The sequence below is a fragment of the Pseudomonas shirazensis genome (assembly GCF_050496565.1).
Lineage (GTDB): Bacteria > Pseudomonadota > Gammaproteobacteria > Pseudomonadales > Pseudomonadaceae > Aquipseudomonas > Aquipseudomonas shirazensis_A.
The window spans coordinates 122,668-140,227 of the sequence record NZ_JBNWAE010000002.1; the positions used below are offsets into that span (position 1 = coordinate 122,668).

Genomic DNA, 17,560 nt, shown 5'->3' on the forward strand with positions numbered 1-17,560 from the left:
TCTATGAAACGGCTTTACAGCATGAGCACGGGTATGTGCTACCTCGTAGGCATTCATAAGGCCATTCCAGAAGATGCCGTGGAAATCTCCGATGACTGCTTTGATTCGGTGATCGGTAACCCTGAGCCTGGCAAGCTCCGAAGCCATGATGAACAGGGGCTGCCAATACTGATTGACCCGCCGCCGCTTACACAGGACCAGCAGGCAGAGCAAGAGCGGCAATGGCGCGATGCTGAGCTGGCTACGCGGCAATGGCTGCGCGACCGTCACCGCGATGAGCAAGATCTGCAGCGCGAAACGACCCTGTCAGCCAACCAGTTCGCCGATCTACTGGGCTACCTGCAGGACCTGCGCGACTGGCCTCAGTCCGAACATTTCCCCGTCGTCGAGCACAGGCCGATAGCACCGTCCTGGATCGCCGACCAATCCCAATAACGCCCCGCACCGACGGGGCGTTTTCTTTTCCGCTGTACCCCTAGGCCTCGCTGACGCGGGGCCTTTTCATATCTGGAGAGTCTATGTCTGGCTTCTTTCACGGCGTTACCGTAACAAACGTCGACACCGGCGCACGCACCATCGCTCTGCCGTCGTCCTCGATCATTGGTTTGGTCGATACCTTCACCCCGGCGCCAGCGCTCACCGCGCAGCCCAACGACCTGATACTGATCACCAGTGAGCGCGAGGCGATTGCGGCGTTCGGCGTTGACGCGGCAATCACCAAGGCTTGCCAAGCCGTGTTTACCCGCGCCAAGGCGGTGATTGTCGCCTGCGGCGTGGCCAAGCTCGAGGACGCTGCCGAGCAGACTTCGGCGATCATCGGCGGGACGTTGGTGGACGGCAAGCGTACCGGCCTGCAGGCGCTGCTCGACGGCAAAAGCCGCTTCAACGCCCAGCCGCGCCTGCTGGTCACCCCCAAGCACAGCGCGACCCAGGCGGTCGCGACTGCCCTGGTGGCACTGGCTGACAAGCTGCGCGCAATTGCCATCATCGACGGCCCCAACACCACCGATGAAGCGGTCATCGCCTACGCCGGCGAGTTCGGCGCCAAGCGCGCTTACATGGTCGATCCGGGTGTGCAGTACTGGGACACCAGCAAAAACGCCACGGTCGATGCACCTGGTTCGGCGTATGTGGCTGGGCTGTTTGCCTGGACTGACGCGGAGTACGGCTTCTGGGCCTCGCCATCGAACAAGGAGTTCGTCGGTATCACCGGCACCGGTCGCCCGATCGAATTCCTCGACGGTGACGAAACCTGCCGGGCCAACCTGCTCAACAACGCCAACATCGCCACCATCATTCGCGATGACGGCTTCCGCCTGTGGGGCAACCGCACCCTGTCGGCCGACGCGAAATGGGCCTTCGTCACCCGTGTGCGGACCATGGATATCGTCATGGACGCGATCCTCTATGGCCACAAATGGGCGGTCGATCGCGCCATTACCGCGACCTATGTCAAGGACGTCACCGAGGGCCTGCAGGCGTTCATGCGCGACCTGAAGAACCAGGGCGCGATCATCAATTTCGAGGTGTTCGCCGACCCTGAGCTGAACACTGCCAGCCAGCTGGAGCAAGGCAAGGTGTACTGGAACATCCGCTTCACCGACGTCCCACCTGCTGAAAACCCCAACTTCCGCGTTGAAGTCACCAACCAGTGGCTGACCGAAGTCCTCGATTCCGTCGCTTAAGGAGCGCATTTACATGGCAATGATTCCCGAAACCCTGGCCAACCTTAATCTGTTCGTCGATGGCGTCAGCTTCCAGGGCGATGTACCCAGCCTGACCCTGCCCAAGCTCACCCTGAAAATGGAAGAGCACCGCCCAGGCGGTATGGACATGCCGGTCGAAATGGACCAAGGCATGGAGAAACAGGAGGCGGCGTTCACCACCACCGGCGTGCGCCGCGACGCCCTGAAGTTCTTCGGTCTGGCTGATGGCAGCGGCTTCAACGGCACCTTCCGCGGCGCCTTCAAGGGCCTCAAGGGCAAGATCAACCCGGTGGTGGTAACCCTGCGCGGCGCCCTCAAGGAAGTCGACATGGGCGACTGGAAGTCCGGTGACAAAGCTGAAATCAAGCACAGCGTGGCCGTGACTTACTACAAGCTCGAAGTCGATGGCCGGTTGGTCTACGAGATCGATGCACTGGGCATGAAGCGCGTAATCAATGGTGTCGATCAGCTGACCGCGCAACGCATTGCGCTCGGCATTTAAGGAGAAGCCCATGGCTCAAGCAAAAAAACTGCCGCAATGGCTGACCCTGAGCGCTGAACGCGTCAGCGTGCAGCTGTCCCGGCCCAGCCAGGCCAATGGCGTCCAGGTCGATAGCCTGTCCCTGCGCGCACCCACCGTGCGCGATATTCGCAACGCCCAGGCGGGCGGCGCCAATGATGACGAACAGCGTGAACTGAACCTGTTCGCCTCGCTGGCCGAGGTCGGTGTGAAGGACCTCGAAGGCCTCGCTCTGAAGGACTACAGCCGTCTGCAGGCGGGCTATTTTCGCCTGGTGCAAGACGACGAACTTTGACCCGGCCCGGCACAAGGCCGCTGCCAAGCGGCTGGCCAAGGAGCTGAACTTTTCCGCAAGCGAGATCATGACCATGTCGTATGGCGACATGGTCTGGTGGCTTTCGGAGTGAGCAGGAGTAAGCCATGGCAGAGACTATAGGGCCATTCAAGCTGGGGCTCAGCGTTAACTTCAGCCCGCCGTTGGGGGTTGCGCTTGACGCACTGCGCATCAGCATCGATCTGTTACGCAAGCAAATGAATACCACGCGGCTCGGTTTGATCATTGGCGCTTGGGCCGGTGTCGGGCCTGTGCTTGAACCGGGGCGTCAAATCGGCCGCTCGACCGAGCCGGATCATTCGCAGGGGGCAGGCGCACAGCGTCTGGCGCTGGCTCCTGTGAACGATCAGCTGGGTCGTCTGCATCAAAACCTGACCCGGCTGAACCAGGTAATTTCTGGACTGGCTGTGGTCAATCAACAGACATCCAGCGCGGCGGCGAATGACTCATCCAGGTCGCAGCAGCGCTCCGCGGCGCCTACGGAGGAAGCTCCTGATAAATCCAAACTCACATGGTATGCGGCGGTCGCCACCCTGTTTGCTGGCTCGGGCTATGTAGCGAGCCGACGAGCTCCCGCCCATAGACGACGGGAGGGGCGCCAAGCCGGCAAAGAAGTTGCCAGTGAGGACTGGCTCGACGTTGTCCTTGATGTTGGCAAGGCATTGGCCACAGGCGAGGATGGCAAGGAGCAAGCCGAAGGGGCTGGCACGGCTGCTGGGGGATTTTTCGGGAAGGTAATCGGCACAGCATCGGGAATTTTCTTTTCAGACAATAAGCGTGTTCAAAAGCGTTCAGCGGCGATCGGTACCGCCTTGGGTGAAGTGATCGGTCATCGGGTAGGCGGCGAAGTGTTCGATGCTTCCCAGGGCCAGCCAAAGCCGGCTGCTGCCAAGGCATCTGCGGTCGCGCCTGCTGGGCAAGCAAATGACGCAGACACCGGGCAGCAGGAGCAACAGCCGCAGGTCGAGGAGGCCACGCAGAATGCGACGGCACCGATGACTAAGTTTGCCGCGGTAGTCGGCGTGTACAGTCGGGTGGCAACGACAGCGATTGATGCGGTCACAGGCAAAGATTGGCTCGCCATACCACCCGCCCTTTCAGACAAACAGTCTGCAGAGGCAAGCGTTTCAAGTGCTGCGCCAGATCTGTTGCAATTGATCTTTGCCAAGGTGGGTGCCAGTTCTGCTTTTTCGCAGCCAGGGAGGGGCTTGAAACGGCTGCCAGGTCTGGTACTGGCGGATACCACGCTTCAGCTCGCCAGCGCTTACAGCAGTGATGCGACACCTGCGCAGAAAGGTGAAGTCTTTGGCAGCGCTCTGGGCGGCCTCAGCGGAGGCCTCGCCGGTGTCGCAGCAGGCGCTGCACTCGGCTCGTTCGTGCCGGTGATCGGCACCGCAGTCGGCGGTCTGGTAGGCGGTGTGCTGGGGAGCCTGGGGGGCGAGCAGATTGGCGGTTGGCTGGCCAGGCTAGTGACCGCAGAGGCGCCTTCAGCAGAGCAGCCCAAGCCCGATCGCGAATCCGGCCCGGTAGCTCCCGTCCCGACTATCAATCAGCAAGTCACCTTCACCGCCAACATGCCGGTCACCTTCAACAACAGCCTCGACGACCCCGCCACGCTGCTCCAGCTGCAGGCGATAGCCCGCAGTCAGCTGGAAGAGCTGATGCGTCAGGCCCGCGCAGTGCAGATGTTTGAAATACCCCACGTTGGTTGAGGAGCACTCATGAGTTATCAGGAACAGCTGCAGGCCGGCCTGCACGCGCTGGTCAAGGCGGGTGAAGCGGGGCGTCGGCGTATCGACGCCATGCTCGAGCCGATGGATCAGGCCATCGACCATGTCCAAGGCGCCGTCGCCAGCCTGGAGGGCCTGCCGGTGGTGGGGCCGGCCATCGGTGCGCGCCTGCAACGCAGCATGCGCGCAATCACCACGGCCCAGGCCAAGGTGGCCAAGGTCATCGACAAATACGACCAGACCCTCAGCGTGGTGCGCCAGGTGCGTGATCGCCTCGGCACCTTCGCCGAGCAAGTGGACAAAGCCGGGGCCGCGGTGCGTCGGGTGGTGGGGGGAGTGCGCGCGGCAGTTACCGGCGCGCTCTCGACCCTGGGTTTTGCCCCCGACAGCACCCCGGCAGCGGAGGCGGTCACGCCGTTTGCGCACCTGCTTGTGCTGCAACCGCTCAAACCTGGTGCCGCAGCGTACTACTTCAATCTGGATACTGCCGCCTTCGACCAACTGCGGCGTCAGACTCGCTTTCGCTGGGCAGGTCAGGAGCGCCTCAGCCGCGCCAGCGCGCAACAGGCGGTGGGCCTCGGCGAAGAGACCATCAGTATCCGTGGGGCGATCTTCCCGACTTTCAAAGGCGGGCTCGGCCAGTTACAGGCCCTGCGCAGCATTGGCCGGCAATTGCTGCCGCTGTCGTTGATCAGCGGGTACGGCGAGGTGCTCGGCACCTGGTGCCTGACCAGCGTTGAAGAAGAGCAGAGCAGCCTGCTGGCCGGCGGGATCCCGCGTAAACAAACCTTCTCACTGGAGTTCATCAGCTATGGGCAAGACCTGCATGACGTCTGAGGGGGACGTGCTCGACAGCCTCTGCCAGCACTATTACGGCCACCTCAACGGCAGCGTCGAAGCAGTGCTGGCGGCCAACTACGGCCTGGCAGATGAGACCCAGCCGTTTGCCGGCGGGGTGCTGATCAGCTTGCCAGACCTCCCGCACGCCGCTGCCGGCACAACGGTCCAGTTGTGGGACTGACCCTGCTTTGGAGCCACCCCATGCAACCACAGTTTCGTATCGTTGCCGACGGCAACGACATCACCACCCTGATCAACCAGCGCCTGCTACTGCTGCGCACCAGCGACAAGCCGGGCATGCAGTCAGATGATTTCGAGCTGCGTATCGACGCTCGCGACGGCGCACTCGCATTACCTTCCCGAGGCGCCTCGATCGAGGTTCATCTCGGCTATGCCGGGCAACCGCTGACCCGGCTTGGACGCTTTACGGTCGATGAAGTGGAGCTGTCCGGCCCGCCTGACACCCTCGTCATCCGCGGCAAGGCCAGTGACCTTTGCGGCAGCGGCAAGACCACCCGCAGCGGCAGTTGGGAAGCGCTGCCGCTACAACGGATCGTCAATGAAATTGCTGCGCGTAACGGCTGGCAGGCGGTGTGCCCGCTGACCGCACTGGTCGCGCGGGTCGACCAGTACGCGGAGTCTGACCTGGCCTTCATCACGCGTCTGGCGCGGCTCTACGATTGCACCGCCAAACTTGCCAATGGCCAGTTGCTGGTGCTGCCTCGCCAGGCTGGCAAGAGCGCCAGCGGCAAGCCGCTGGGCGTGGTCACGCTTGACCGCAGCATGGTCAGTAAATGGCAGTTCCGCCTGGATGACCAGCAGACCCACAAGGCCGTGCGCACCCGCCACCAGGACCCTGCCAGCGGCGCGCTGCAGGTGGTCGAACTGGCCAACAGCGCGGTTTTGCCGGGCGATCAGCCGGTGCATACCGACCGCCACGTCTACCCCAATCGCGCCGCCGCCGAACAGGCCGCCAGGGCGCGGCTGGCCAGCTTCAATCGCGGCACTGCCAGCCTGCGCCTGGAGATGGCCGGGCGAACCGATCTGTTTGCCGAGCGCAGCATCGAAACCAGCGGCTTTTGTGCCGGGCTGGACGGGTTGTACCTGATCGATTCGGTTGAACAGCAGTTCACCAACAGCGGTTGGCAGACCACGGTGCATTGCAATGGAGGCAGCCAGGGCAAATCCAACAACAAGGGCGTCGCGCCGCGGGGAGGCACGGCTATCAAAGCCTGAGCAACGTGTGCGCGGCTCATCGTCGCGGCTCAAGCCCAGGACCGTGTCCTGGGCTTTTTTTGTTAAACAAGGAGGTGCAGCATGCTTACCGAAGGCCAACTCACCCAGATATTTCCCCTTGCCGGCCAGCGGGCCGGCACCTTTCTCGCAGCGCTCAACGGGGCTTTGCCGCGCTGGCAAATCGATCATCCCAGGCGCATCGCGGCGTTTCTCGCGCAGGTCGGCCATGAATCCGGCCAACTGCGCTATGTGAAGGAGCTGGGTGGCGATCGCTACCTCTCCCGTTACGACACCGGCAGCCTTGCGCGGCGTCTGGGTAATACACCGCAGGCCGACGGTGATGGCCAGCTGTACTGCGGTCGCGGCCTGATTCAGATCACCGGCCGCAACAGTTATCAGGCCTGCAGCCGGGCCCTGTTTGGCGACGAGCGCTTGCTAGCGCAGCCGCAGTTGCTCGAGCAACCGCGCTGGGCCTGCGAGTCGGCGGCCTGGTTCTGGCACTCACGCGGGCTCAACGCGTTGGCGGATCGCGGTGAGTTCAACCGCATCACCCGTCTTATCAATGGCGGCCTGAATGGCCTGGAAGATCGCCTGGCGCTGTGGGCCCGGGCACGCGAGGTGCTCTGTTGAGCCGCGCCTCGCTGGGGCTCTTTCTGCTGCTCATGCTGGCGTGCGCTGCGCTGGCCTGGCAGGTCCAGGGGTGGCGATATGGCCGGCAATTGGCCGACCAGGCGGCCAGCCATGCACAGCAGATGCGTCTGCAGGCCGAGACGCTTGCCGGCCAACTGCTGGCCACGCAAGCCTCACAGCGCGACCTGCAGCAGCGTCTGCAGGTTAGCGAATCTCGCTATTTCCAGGAGCTTACCAATGCCGAACAGACTCAGGCTCGCCTGCGTGATCGGATTGCCACTGCTGATCAGCGGTTGTCAGTCCTGGTCGAGCGCGACAGCGCTTGCACCACTGTGCCCACCGCCGGCGCCCCCGCCAGCGTGGATCATGGCGCCGTACGCGCCCGACTTGAGCCAGCGCATGCTCGACGAATTATCGCCATCACCGATACCGGCGACCGCGGATTGATCACGTTGCGTGCCTGCCAGGCCTACGTCCGCGAACTCACGCGCTGACCCCTTGTCTGACCCTCTCAGGGTGATAGGGTAGGGCGCATTCCCGTCAGGAGCCGACCATGGACCCAATCACCGTTCTTTCAACTCGTCTGGGCGAGCATCTGCAGCAACTCAATGCGCAGGTCACCACCGCCGAATCCTGCACCGGTGGCGGCATCGCCGAGGCCATCACGCGGGTTGCCGGCAGTTCGGCGTGGTTCGAGGCCGGCTACGTGACTTATTCCAACAGCCAGAAGACTCGCCAGTTGGGCGTGCCAGTGCAGTTGTTCGAGCAGGTCGGCGCGGTTAGCCGCGAGGTGGTCGAAGCCATGGTGCGGGGCGCGCAGGCCGGCAGTGGCGCGCGCTTTGCCGTGGCCGTCAGCGGTGTGGCCGGTCCTGGTGGCGGTTCAGCAGAGAAACCGGTTGGCACCGTCTGGCTGGCCTGGGCTGATGGCGACCGCGTCAGCAGTGTGCGCAAGCAGTTTGCCGGCGACCGTGAAGCGGTGCGCCGACAAACGGTGATAGCCGCGCTAGACGGCTTGTTACAGCTTGGCACCGAGTAAATTGCCAACAGGGGTTTGCTCAGGCGCGTTGCTGTGGAATAATACTGGCTACTTATACAGTTATTCGGGCCGTCAGGGCCAGTCGATCACGTGAGGATTTCAATGGACGACAACAAGAAGCGCGCCTTGGCTGCGGCCCTGGGTCAAATCGAACGTCAATTCGGTAAAGGCGCAGTCATGCGCATGGGCGATCAGGATCGCCAGGGCATGCCTGCTATTTCCACCGGCTCGCTGGGTCTGGACATCGCGCTGGGCATTGGCGGTCTGCCGAAAGGCCGTATCGTCGAAATCTACGGCCCAGAGTCTTCGGGTAAAACCACGCTGACCCTGTCGGTCATCGCTGAAGCACAAAAAGCCGGCGCCACCTGCGCCTTCGTCGATGCCGAGCATGCGCTGGATCCAGAGTACGCCGGCAAGCTGGGCGTCAACGTCGAAGACCTGCTGGTCTCGCAGCCGGACACCGGCGAGCAGGCGCTGGAAATCACCGACATGCTGGTGCGTTCCAACGCAGTAGACGTGATCATCATCGACTCCGTGGCAGCGCTGGTACCCAAGGCTGAAATCGAAGGCGAAATGGGTGACATGCACGTCGGTCTGCAGGCACGTCTGATGTCTCAGGCGCTGCGCAAGATCACCGGTAACATCAAGAACGCCAACTGCCTGGTCATCTTCATCAACCAGATCCGAATGAAGATTGGCGTGATGTTCGGCAGCCCGGAAACCACCACCGGTGGTAACGCGCTGAAGTTCTACGCTTCGGTACGTCTGGACATCCGCCGTACCGGCGCGGTCAAGGAAGGCGACGAAGTGGTCGGCAGCGAAACCCGCGTCAAGATCGTCAAGAACAAGGTTTCGCCGCCGTTCCGTCAGGCCGAATTCCAGATTCTGTACGGCAAGGGTATCTACCGTAACGGCGAGATCATCGACCTGGGCGTCGCCCACGGGATGATCGAAAAATCCGGTGCCTGGTACGCTTACCAGGGCAACAAGATCGGTCAGGGCAAGGCCAACGCCGCCAAGTACCTGCAAGATAACCCAGCCGTCGGTGCGGACCTCGAGAAGCAGATCCGCGACAAGCTGCTCAACCTGGGTGCTGTTGCCGCAGCCGGCAAAGCAGCCGCTGCTGCCGAGCCAGCGGGTGCCGACGCCGACGCAGAAGCTTGACCCATGCCCGCCGTACTCGACACCCCGGTTGCGGTTCGGCGGACAGCCATGGACCTGCTCGCGCGACGCGAGCATGGTCGCGTGGAGCTGACGCGCAAGTTGCGTCAGCGCGGAGCTACAGATGACCTGATCGAGCCTGCGCTCGATCGGCTCACCGAAGACGGCTTACTCAGTGAAGCCCGTTACCTCGAGAGTTTCATTGCCTATCGTTCCAACGCCGGTTATGGCCCTGCACGTATTCGTGAAGAGCTGACCCAGCGTGGCCTCAACCGTGCTGATGTCGAGCAGGCCCTGCGTGACAGCGGGGTGAACTGGGCTTCACGGTTGCAGGATGTCTGGCAGCGCAAGTTTGCCGGGCAGCTCCCTCATGATCCGCGCACTCGCGCACAGCAAACCCGTTTTCTGGTCTACCGTGGCTTTGCCATGGACATGGTCGGCCGCCTGTTGAACGGCCGAGACCTCGACGACTACTGAATCTCCATGATCAACTGGCTTTCAGCGCTTGGCGGGCTCGTTGAGTGGTTTGTATCGGCTCTGGCCTGGCCCAGTTCTCGCTCAGGTTGATAAAGTCGATCAACTCCCGCAAGCGTCCCTGGTCACGTCCGGTGAAGGCAAAAGTGAGCCGAGTCAGATGATCAAAGCGATCCATTTCATGTTCTGCGCTCGCATCGGCCTGCTGCTGGAAGCTGCCGCTCAGGCGTAGATCTGCAAATGCCTCCTGGGCGTCGAACAGTGCGGCTTCACTGAGCGGGTGATGCATGCGAATGACAAACTGATTCTTCAGCCAGCGGCTGGAGTGATAATTGTTGTAGAACTGGGTGATCTCTTCCACTGCCTCTTCAGCGCTGTGCACCAGCCGCATCAGCTTCAGGTCACGGGGGAGAATGTAGTGGTTTTCTTCCAGTTGCCGGCTGAGAAACGCCAGGCAATCTCGCCAGAAGGTCCCTCCGGGTGAGTCCAGTAGCACCACCGGCACCAATGGGCTTTTGCCAGTCTGGATCAAGGTCAGGACTTCAAGTGCCTCATCGAGCGTGCCGAAGCCGCCCGGGCAGAGCACCAGGCCGTCCGCTTCCTTGACGAAGAACAGCTTGCGGATGAAGAAAAAGTGGAACGGCAGCAGTTTGTCGGTGCCATCGACGGTGGCATTGGCGTGTTGCTCGAAGGGCAGGGTGATATTGAATCCCAGGCTGTTCTCGGTGCCGGCACCCTCGTGCGCCGCAGCCATAATGCCGCCCCCGGCACCGGTGATCACCATCAGTTTGTTGCGCGCCAGGCTGGCACCCAGCTCACGGGCGAGGGCATACAACGGATGCTCCAGCGGCGTACGCGCCGAGCCGAATACGGTGACTTTGCGCCGGCCGCGGTAGCGCTCGAGGGTGCGGAAGGCGTGGTCAAGTTCGCGCAGGGCCTGCAGGGTGATCTTGGCGTTCCAGCGGTTGCTGTCGTCATGTGCCATGCGCAGCACGGTCAGCATCATGTCGCGGTAGAGCGGCAGGTTGGCGCTGTTGGGCGCCACTTGTTGCAGTTGTAGATCGATGTTGCTCAGGTCGATGCCGCTGTCCTTGAAGTGGGTCAACAGCAGCTCGTTGGCTTGGTAGGGCATACAACTCCTCCTTGTGCAGCAGGACCTTCAGTGCCGGTTTCTGCCAGGCGGCGCGTGGGCCGGGCTTGGCAAAAAGGCACAAGGGCTGAATAACAATTTAGACGTTGTGACGTGATCGTGCTGGAGCCGTCCGCTGGTCGGGGCGCGAGCCACTGGCGGTGCGATCCTGTTCACTTGGAGTGCGGGGCAGTCACCTGCAACCAGCAGCACAGCGCCAGGCGCGGGAGGTGGCCGGATGCATCGTTTGGTTATCGAAGTCGACCAACAGCTATACCGGCTGCTGGAAAACGCTGCGCGCGCATCATTGGAGTCTGGAGGTCGAGTGTCGGCGCCGGTTGGGCGGCGCAGAAGGGCACTCGAGGTATCTGCAGGCGTTGCTGGCAGAGTTGCGCGCCGAAGATGAGCAGCGGCGCGCCAAGTGAGACCGTCAGCAGCAGGCGATCACTTCTTCTTGTTGCCGGCCGTGCAGCTGGCAGCATCAAAGGCCTGGTCCATAACCGGGCTGTTGCTCTTGTACACCGTGAAGCGGTAAACCAGCACCGCGCCTTTGGACAGCAACTGGCGGTAGCCATTGTTGCGGCAAACACTGTCACCCAGTTGGCTGCGCACTTGCTGCGGGTTGCTCTGCATGCGCTCGGCATGCTCCTGGCGTACGCTCAGGTGGTTGATCAGCGCTTTGCCTTCAACGGTGTAACCCTGATCGAGGATGTCTTCGTTGATAGCGCGAGGGGTGCCAACGCTGCTTTCCTTGGCGACCTTCTGCAGCAACTGGCTCAGCTCATACTCTTGCTTGGACGCGGCCTGAGCTGCGAGGGGCAACATGAGCAGCAGGCTCAAGGTCGGGACGATAACACGCAGCATGGATCTCTCCTGATTCAATGACTGGCGCTTTGACCGGCACCTGCGGCTGGCGTTCCGTTGGCGCCGGGTGATCGATTATAAGGCGCGCAGGCGCTGCACGGCAAAACAGCGCTGCTCTGATAGACTGGCGCCTTCGATTTGTGCCGAGTTGTTGAAGTGATCATCGTTAATCTGTCCTGCGGCGTGGCCTCGTGAGCCACGCGGTGGCGCGGCTGCGCGCCGAGCGCCTGGCCCGTAGCGTCAAACCCTTTGTAGCCCGTGGTTCGCGCGCGGTGCGCTGCGTCCATTGTCGGGTCATTGCCAGTCACTGCCTGTGTGCGCTGAAGCCTGCCGTCACGGCCGAAGCGGGCGTGTGCCTACTGATGCATGACACCGAGCCGTTGAAACCGACCAATACCGGTTGGTTGATCGCTGATTTGATCGAAGACACCTCGGCCTTTGGCTGGCAGCGCACGGCGGTCGATCCTGGCTTGTTGGCGCTGCTGGAACAGCCGCAGTGGCAACCGTACATCGTCTTCCCTGGCGAGTTCGTCGCCGAGCAGCGGGTGGTCAATGAGGTCAGCCTGCCGCCAGGTAAGCGTCCGCTGTTCATCCTGCTCGATGCGACCTGGACCGAAGCGCGCAAGATGTTCCGTAAAAGCCCATATCTGGACCGCTTCCCGGTGCTCAGCCTGGAAGCCGAACAGATGTCGCGCTACCGCCTGCGCCGCTCCAAGCGCGATGATCACTTCTGCACTGCCGAAGTGGCGGCGATGTGTCTGGAGCTGGCGGGTGACGTGCGTGCGGCGCAAGCACTGGATGCCTATCTGGACGTGTTCAGCCTACATTACCTGAGCGCCAAGCGGCATTTGCCACTGGACTTGCAGGATGAACCGCATCAGCGCTTGCATACCTTCCTATAGTCCAAGGGGCAGCCAGCCGGGTTTGCGTCATAATGACGAGCACCGTGCCCCGGCACAGAACAGGATCGATTGATCGATGGCCACTTACGAAATCCTCATCGCTGATGACCACCCGCTGTTTCGCAGCGCCTTGCGCCAGGCGGTCACGCTTGGCCTGGGCCCGGACGTGCGGCTGGTCGAGGTGGCGAGCATCGCCGAACTGGAAACCCACCTCAGCGATAAGGCCGACTGGGATCTGGTCCTGCTCGACCTGAACATGCCAGGCGCTTATGGCTTCTCCGGCCTGGTCCTGCTGCGCGGGCAGTATCCGCAGATTCCGGTTGTGATGGTCTCGGCCCAGGAAGAAGCGGCGGTGGTGGTCAAGTCGCGCGAGTTTGGCGCCAGTGGCTTCATTCCCAAGTCGAGCACCCTCGAGCAGATTCAGGATGCCGTGCAAAAGGTTCTCGACGGTGAGGTGTGGTGGCCGCCACAGGCTTTTGAGAAGGTCGATGTTTCGGCGGAAGCCAAAGCCGCCAGTGAAGGCCTGGCCAGCCTCACGCCGCAGCAGTTCAGGGTGCTGACCATGGTCTGCGAAGGTTTGCTGAACAAGCAGATTGCCTACGAGCTGAGCGTCTCCGAGGCGACCATCAAGGCCCATGTCACGGCGATCTTCCGCAAGCTCGGCGTGCGTACCCGGACCCAAGCCGCGCTGCTGCTGCAACAGCTTGAATCAGTTGCCAGCAATTAAAAGCTGCGGCTTCACGCTTTTTTGACCCGGCTCCGGCTAGCCTTCTGGCCTTTTTCTCGGTGAAGTGACACCCATGTCGCCATTCAAGGGCCAGACCGGCCTTAAACGTATCTTCAATGCCGCTGGCTATTCGCTGGACGGGCTGCGCGCAGCATTCAAAGGCGAAGCGGCCTTTCGCCAACTGGTGCTGCTCAATGTGGTACTGGTGCCAACTGCCTTCTGGCTACCGGTAAGCCGCGCCGAGCGGGCCATCATGATTGCCGTGTGCATGCTCGGGCTGATCGTCGAGCTGTTCAATTCGGCGATCGAAGCGGCCATCGACCGCATCTCGCTGGACCGCCACCCGCTGTCGAAAAACGCCAAGGACATGGGCAGCGCTGCACAGTTCGTGTCGCTGCTGATGGTGGCGCTGGTCTGGGGCGTGATTCTGCTCTAGGCAATCGGCGGCAGGACGATCTCGTCGCTGCGACGCACACCGGCGGTGAAGTTGCGGCACAGTTCAAGAAACTCGCGCATGGCTGAGGTCTGGTACTTCTGTTTGTGCCAGATGAAGTAGAACTGCCGTGACAGATCCAGCTCCGGTGTTTCCACGGCGACCAGGCTGCCACGGCGAAATGCATCGCGCAGGGCCAGCCGCGAGATACAGCCAATGCCCAGCCCCGACTCGACTGCGCGCTTGATCGCTTCGGTGTGCTCAAGCTCAAGGCGGATGTTCAGGTTGGCGCGGTGGTGGCGCATTTCCTGATCGAACGTCAGCCGCGTGCCCGAGCCCTGCTCACGCAGGATCCACGCCTCCTGGGACAGTGTGGCAATGTCTGCCCGGCCAGCTTTGGCCAGTGGATGCTGCGGTGCGCAGAACACCACCAGCTCGTCCTCGACCCACGGCTGCACCTCAAGGTCTGGGTGGTTGCAGTCGCCTTCGATCAGACCCAGGTCAATTTCGTAGTGTGCAACCTGTTGCACAATGTGCGCAGTGTTCTGTACATGCAGTTTGACCTGGCTCTCCGGGTGCATCTGCATGAAGCTGCCGATCAGCAGGGTCGCCAGGTAATTGCCGATGGTCAGGGTTGCGCCCACCGACAGCGAGCCGAAACCGGACTTGCCGTTGAGCAGGTCTTCGATTTCCTTGGCCTGGTCGAGCAGGGCCACTGCCTGGGGCAGCAATTGGTGGCCCAGTGCATTGAGGCTCAGGCGTTTGCCGGCGCGGTCGAACAGTTGGCAGCTGGACTGGCGCTCCAGTTCGGTCACCGAAGTACTGGCCGCCGACTGCGACAAGGCCAGCACGCCGGCGGCTCTGGACACGCTCTGGTGCTGGGCTACCGCGACAAAAACCTGCAGCTGACGAAGTGTAAATCGCATATCTATATAACCGATAAGACATATCTTGATAATCAACTTAACAGATATCGTCGCTGCCTCTAAACTATTGCGTAACTGTGCGCTTGGTCCGCGCTGCGTCTTTCTTCAGGAGCCACCTTAGATGAGCAACATGAACCACGAACGTGTCCTCAGTGTTCACCACTGGAACGACACCCTGTTCAGCTTCAAGTGCACCCGTGATCCGGGCCTGCGCTTCGAGAACGGTCAGTTCGTGATGATCGGTCTGCAGCAAGAAACCGGCCGTCCGCTCATGCGCGCCTATTCGATTGCTTCGCCGAACTGGGAAGAGCATCTCGAGTTCTTCAGCATCAAGGTGCCGGATGGCCCGCTGACCTCGCAGCTGCAGCACCTCAAGGAAGGCGATGAGATCATCATCAGCAAGAAGCCTACCGGCACGCTGGTACTGGATGACCTGAACCCAGGCAAGCACCTGTACCTGCTCAGCACCGGCACTGGCCTGGCGCCGTTCATGAGCGTTATTCAGGACCCGGAAACCTACGAGCGCTTTGAAAAGGTGATCCTGGTTCACGGTGTGCGTTACGTGAATGAGGTCGCCTATCGCGAGTTCATCACCGAGCACCTGCCGCAGAACGAGTTCTTCGGTGAGGCGGTACGTGAGAAGCTGATCTACTACCCAACCGTTACCCGCGAGCCGTTTGAAAACGAAGGCCGCCTGACTGATCTGATGCGCAGCGGCAAACTGTTCAGCGACATCGGTCTGCCACCGATCAACCCGCAGGACGACCGTGCGATGATCTGCGGTAGCCCAAGCATGCTCGACGAAACCAGCGAAGTGCTCGACAGCTTCGGTCTGAAGGTGTCGGCGCGGATGCGCGAGCCGGGTGACTACCTGATCGAGCGCGCTTTCGTCGAGAAGTAAGGCGAGCGCGACAAAAAAACGCAGACCGAGGTCTGCGTTTTTTTATGCCTGCGATTTGCCCGGTGGGCACCTGCGGTCAGCTGTCGAGGGTGACTTCCAGCACCTGGATACGGTCCGGCTGCGGGTAGTGCCAGCGCACCTGTACATCCCAGAACTTGACCCCGTAGACGCGCTCCGGTGGCGGTACCTGGTAGGCCGGGCGCGGGTCCTGGGCCAGACACTGCTCAATCAACTCAACCAGCGGCTCACCTAGGCGCAGCGCATGCTCAAGGGCTTGCAGCAAGGCCGCGTCAGCCCAGGCCACGCTGATCGGTGCAGGCGCCGCACTGGCCATCAGATTGCTCGCATCGCTGACGCAATCTGCGTAGGGCACGTACGGTTTGATATCCAGCACTGGCGTGCCGTCGAGCAGGTCGATCCCGGACAGCAACAAGCGCCCAGGCTCTACCCCTTCCAAGCGCACCACTGACTGGCCGATACCGTTGGGCCGATGCGTGGCGCGGGTGGCGAACACGCCCATGCTCTTGTTGCCGCCCAAGCGGGGAGGGCGGACCTTGAGCCGTGGCTTGTCTTCCAGCGCCTGGTGAAACAGAAACAGCAGCCAGACATGGCTGACCTGCTCCAGGCCGGCCACCGCATCACCCTGATCGAATGGCGGCAACAGCTCGAGCACGCCACGCGCCGCTGGTGCCAGCTGAGGCTGGCGGGGGATGGCGAACTTCTCCTTGAAGCAGGAGCGGACAATGCCAACCGGGGCAACGCTATGCTGCATGCTCACTCAGCCGTGCACGCGCTGGGTCAGGCCCTTGAGGAAATTGCGCAGCAGTTGGTCGCCGCACGGGCGGTAATTGTCATGGCCAGCCTTGCGGAACAGGGCGCTCAGCTCTGGCTTGGTCACCGGGAAGTCGACCGATTTCAGAATCGCATGCATGTCGTCTTCTTTAAGCTCGAAGGCGACCCGCAGTTTTTTCAGGACGGCGTTGTTGGTCACCGGTACTTCGATCGGCTGCGGTGGGCGCGACTCGTCACGGCCGCGGCGATGGATCACCAGGCCATCGAGGAAGTGCGCCATGACTACGTCCGGGCAACGCACATAGCCTTCCTCTTCTTCTTTCTTCATGTAGCTTGCGACTTCGTCGGCGGACACGGTCAGGCCGGACAGGCCGACGATCTCGATGATCTTGGCGTCATTGACCTTGAGCATGTAGCGCATGCTGCGCAGGACGTCATTGTGGTTCATTGTTGCAAATCCTGTTCAAAGCCACGCCGAGCTGGCGCGGCGGTATTCCTTAGAAACGTTCGGTTGCTGCTACGTAGCGCCATTGGCCCAGCGGCAGCTTGCCCATCGACACACCGCCGACGCGGATGCGGCGCATGCTGACGATCTCCAGCTTCAGACTGGCGCACAGATCGCTGATGTCGCCGCGCTGCGGGTTCTTCACAACCATGCGCAGGTGGGTTTCGTTCTGCCAGCTGGCTTTGGCCTTGGGCAGTTCGCGATCATTGCGCGACACGCCACGGGCAAGCCGCTCAAAGGCTTGTGGGGTGGCGTCACCGCGCACCTCGATGATGAACTCCTGCTCGAGCTTGCGCAGGTCGCGCTCGATCTTGCCGCTGACCTTCCAGTCCTGGGTGAACAGCTGCAGGCCGCTGACGCCGCGCTCCAGCGGCGCCATGCAGGTCAGCCGGGTGAAGTGGCTGTGCAACGGGCGCACATCCTGGCTGTGGGCTTGGCTGAGGGTGTCCATGACCATGCTTGCACGGGCGCTTTCCACGTCCATCCCGGCGGGTTGATTGAGCAGCAAGGTCACCAGTGCCGGCGCCTCGGCGCGGGCCCCCGGCAGCAGGGCGACCTGCTGGCCCTCAACCTTGAACTGGGGCTGCTCGACGACCACGCCATCCACCGTCACCCAGCCGCCTTCGATGTACTGCTCGGCCTCGCGGCGGGAGCAGCCGAGTTGCTCGATGAGGCGTTTGGACAGGCGTACGGGTTCAGACATGGAGACGATTC

At 62.0% G+C, this 17,560-nt stretch carries 23 protein-coding genes and 1 pseudogene; 18 read left to right on the plus strand and 6 right to left on the minus strand.

Annotated elements, in window-relative coordinates:
- Positions 1 to 3: 3 nt before the first annotated feature.
- From ACQZ2L_RS04495 to recX, 13 genes are all read left to right on the plus strand, one after another.
- Positions 4 to 435 (plus strand): phage tail protein, encoded by a 432-nt coding sequence (locus ACQZ2L_RS04495; RefSeq protein ID WP_430324833.1) that lies wholly within the window; start codon positions 4 to 6, stop codon positions 433 to 435.
- Between the two features lie 83 nt (positions 436 to 518).
- Positions 519 to 1,685 carry a phage tail sheath subtilisin-like domain-containing protein gene (locus tag ACQZ2L_RS04500; protein WP_430324834.1) on the plus strand — a complete coding sequence of 389 codons (1,167 nt, stop codon included), beginning with the start codon at positions 519 to 521 and terminating at the stop codon, positions 1,683 to 1,685.
- Between the two features lie 13 nt (positions 1,686 to 1,698).
- Positions 1,699 to 2,208 (plus strand): phage major tail tube protein, encoded by a 510-nt coding sequence (locus ACQZ2L_RS04505; protein ID WP_430324836.1) that lies wholly within the window; start codon positions 1,699 to 1,701, stop codon positions 2,206 to 2,208.
- A 10-nt stretch (positions 2,209 to 2,218) separates the two neighbouring features.
- Positions 2,219 to 2,521: a phage tail assembly protein gene (locus ACQZ2L_RS04510; protein ID WP_430324837.1), complete on the plus strand. Its 303-nt coding sequence runs from the start codon at positions 2,219 to 2,221 to the stop codon at positions 2,519 to 2,521.
- Positions 2,522 to 2,646: 125 nt separating this feature from the next.
- The gene (locus ACQZ2L_RS04515) at positions 2,647 to 4,272 is read left to right on the plus strand and encodes a hypothetical protein (RefSeq protein ID WP_430324838.1); all 1,626 of its coding nucleotides are present in this window, start codon (positions 2,647 to 2,649) and stop codon (positions 4,270 to 4,272) included.
- A 9-nt stretch (positions 4,273 to 4,281) separates the two neighbouring features.
- Positions 4,282 to 5,127, plus strand: a complete 846-nt coding sequence (locus tag ACQZ2L_RS04520; protein WP_430324839.1) for a phage tail protein — start codon at positions 4,282 to 4,284, stop codon at positions 5,125 to 5,127.
- Positions 5,102 to 5,311: a tail protein X gene (locus ACQZ2L_RS04525; RefSeq protein ID WP_430324840.1), complete on the plus strand. Its 210-nt coding sequence runs from the start codon at positions 5,102 to 5,104 to the stop codon at positions 5,309 to 5,311. The genes ACQZ2L_RS04520 and ACQZ2L_RS04525 overlap by 26 nt, the downstream gene beginning before the upstream one ends.
- 20 nt (positions 5,312 to 5,331) lie before the next feature.
- Positions 5,332 to 6,366, plus strand: coding sequence for a phage late control D family protein (locus ACQZ2L_RS04530; RefSeq protein WP_430324841.1), 1,035 nt, complete (start codon positions 5,332 to 5,334; stop codon positions 6,364 to 6,366).
- An 81-nt stretch (positions 6,367 to 6,447) separates the two neighbouring features.
- The gene (locus ACQZ2L_RS04535) at positions 6,448 to 6,996 is read left to right on the plus strand and encodes a glycoside hydrolase family 19 protein (protein WP_430324842.1); all 549 of its coding nucleotides are present in this window, start codon (positions 6,448 to 6,450) and stop codon (positions 6,994 to 6,996) included.
- A 32-nt stretch (positions 6,997 to 7,028) separates the two neighbouring features.
- A complete protein-coding gene (locus tag ACQZ2L_RS04540) occupies positions 7,029 to 7,490 on the plus strand; it encodes a lysis system i-spanin subunit Rz (RefSeq protein ID WP_430325155.1) in 462 nt (153 codons plus the stop codon).
- 59 nt (positions 7,491 to 7,549) lie between these two features.
- The gene (locus tag ACQZ2L_RS04545) at positions 7,550 to 8,032 is read left to right on the plus strand and encodes a CinA family protein (RefSeq protein ID WP_430324843.1); all 483 of its coding nucleotides are present in this window, start codon (positions 7,550 to 7,552) and stop codon (positions 8,030 to 8,032) included.
- Positions 8,033 to 8,134: 102 nt separating this feature from the next.
- Positions 8,135 to 9,196: a recombinase RecA gene (gene recA / locus ACQZ2L_RS04550; protein ID WP_101317346.1), complete on the plus strand. Its 1,062-nt coding sequence runs from the start codon at positions 8,135 to 8,137 to the stop codon at positions 9,194 to 9,196.
- Between the two features lie 3 nt (positions 9,197 to 9,199).
- Entirely contained in the window at positions 9,200 to 9,670 is a 471-nt protein-coding gene (gene recX / locus ACQZ2L_RS04555) for a recombination regulator RecX (RefSeq protein ID WP_101317349.1), read from the plus strand.
- A gap of 10 nt (positions 9,671 to 9,680) precedes the next feature.
- Here the strand turns inward: recX and ACQZ2L_RS04560 are convergent, their stop codons facing one another.
- Positions 9,681 to 10,799 (minus strand): LOG family protein, encoded by a 1,119-nt coding sequence (locus ACQZ2L_RS04560; RefSeq protein ID WP_430324844.1) that lies wholly within the window; start codon positions 10,797 to 10,799, stop codon positions 9,681 to 9,683.
- A gap of 235 nt (positions 10,800 to 11,034) precedes the next feature.
- Here ACQZ2L_RS04560 and ACQZ2L_RS04565 point away from each other — a divergent pair.
- Positions 11,035 to 11,221: pseudogene (locus ACQZ2L_RS04565) on the plus strand (hypothetical protein).
- Positions 11,222 to 11,240: 19 nt separating this feature from the next.
- Here the strand turns inward: ACQZ2L_RS04565 and ACQZ2L_RS04570 are convergent.
- On the minus strand, positions 11,241 to 11,660 hold the full coding sequence (locus ACQZ2L_RS04570; protein WP_430324845.1) for a quorum-sensing-regulated virulence factor family protein: 420 nt from the start codon (positions 11,658 to 11,660) through the stop codon (positions 11,241 to 11,243).
- A gap of 191 nt (positions 11,661 to 11,851) precedes the next feature.
- Between ACQZ2L_RS04570 and ACQZ2L_RS04575 the strand changes: the two genes are divergently transcribed.
- The 3 genes from ACQZ2L_RS04575 to ACQZ2L_RS04585 all read left to right on the plus strand — a co-directional run bounded on the left by ACQZ2L_RS04575 (position 11,852) and on the right by ACQZ2L_RS04585 (position 13,725).
- Entirely contained in the window at positions 11,852 to 12,562 is a 711-nt protein-coding gene (locus ACQZ2L_RS04575; RefSeq protein ID WP_430324847.1) for a tRNA-uridine aminocarboxypropyltransferase, read from the plus strand.
- Positions 12,563 to 12,638: 76 nt separating this feature from the next.
- Entirely contained in the window at positions 12,639 to 13,289 is a 651-nt protein-coding gene (erdR, locus tag ACQZ2L_RS04580) for a response regulator transcription factor ErdR (protein WP_430324848.1), read from the plus strand.
- Between the two features lie 73 nt (positions 13,290 to 13,362).
- Complete coding sequence (locus ACQZ2L_RS04585; protein WP_101317361.1) at positions 13,363 to 13,725, plus strand: diacylglycerol kinase; 363 nt, start codon at positions 13,363 to 13,365, stop codon at positions 13,723 to 13,725.
- Here the strand turns inward: ACQZ2L_RS04585 and finR are convergent.
- Positions 13,722 to 14,648, minus strand: coding sequence for a LysR family transcriptional regulator FinR (finR, locus tag ACQZ2L_RS04590; RefSeq protein ID WP_430324849.1), 927 nt, complete (start codon positions 14,646 to 14,648; stop codon positions 13,722 to 13,724). The genes ACQZ2L_RS04585 and finR overlap by 4 nt on opposite strands.
- Before the next feature lie 121 nt (positions 14,649 to 14,769).
- Between finR and fpr the strand changes: the two genes are divergently transcribed.
- The gene (fpr, locus tag ACQZ2L_RS04595; RefSeq protein ID WP_103436354.1) at positions 14,770 to 15,549 is read left to right on the plus strand and encodes a ferredoxin-NADP reductase; all 780 of its coding nucleotides are present in this window, start codon (positions 14,770 to 14,772) and stop codon (positions 15,547 to 15,549) included.
- Positions 15,550 to 15,625: 76 nt separating this feature from the next.
- Here fpr and tsaA read toward each other — a convergent pair whose 3' ends face one another.
- The 3 genes from tsaA to ACQZ2L_RS04610 are packed head-to-tail and all read right to left on the minus strand — an operon-like array spanning position 15,626 to position 17,549.
- Positions 15,626 to 16,321: a tRNA (N6-threonylcarbamoyladenosine(37)-N6)-methyltransferase TrmO gene (tsaA, locus tag ACQZ2L_RS04600; RefSeq protein WP_430324850.1), complete on the minus strand. Its 696-nt coding sequence runs from the start codon at positions 16,319 to 16,321 to the stop codon at positions 15,626 to 15,628.
- A gap of 6 nt (positions 16,322 to 16,327) precedes the next feature.
- On the minus strand, positions 16,328 to 16,789 hold the full coding sequence (locus ACQZ2L_RS04605; RefSeq protein WP_430324851.1) for a DUF1456 family protein: 462 nt from the start codon (positions 16,787 to 16,789) through the stop codon (positions 16,328 to 16,330).
- Positions 16,790 to 16,838: 49 nt separating this feature from the next.
- Entirely contained in the window at positions 16,839 to 17,549 is a 711-nt protein-coding gene (locus tag ACQZ2L_RS04610; RefSeq protein ID WP_430324852.1) for an rRNA pseudouridine synthase, read from the minus strand.
- Positions 17,550 to 17,560: the final 11 nt, after the last annotated feature.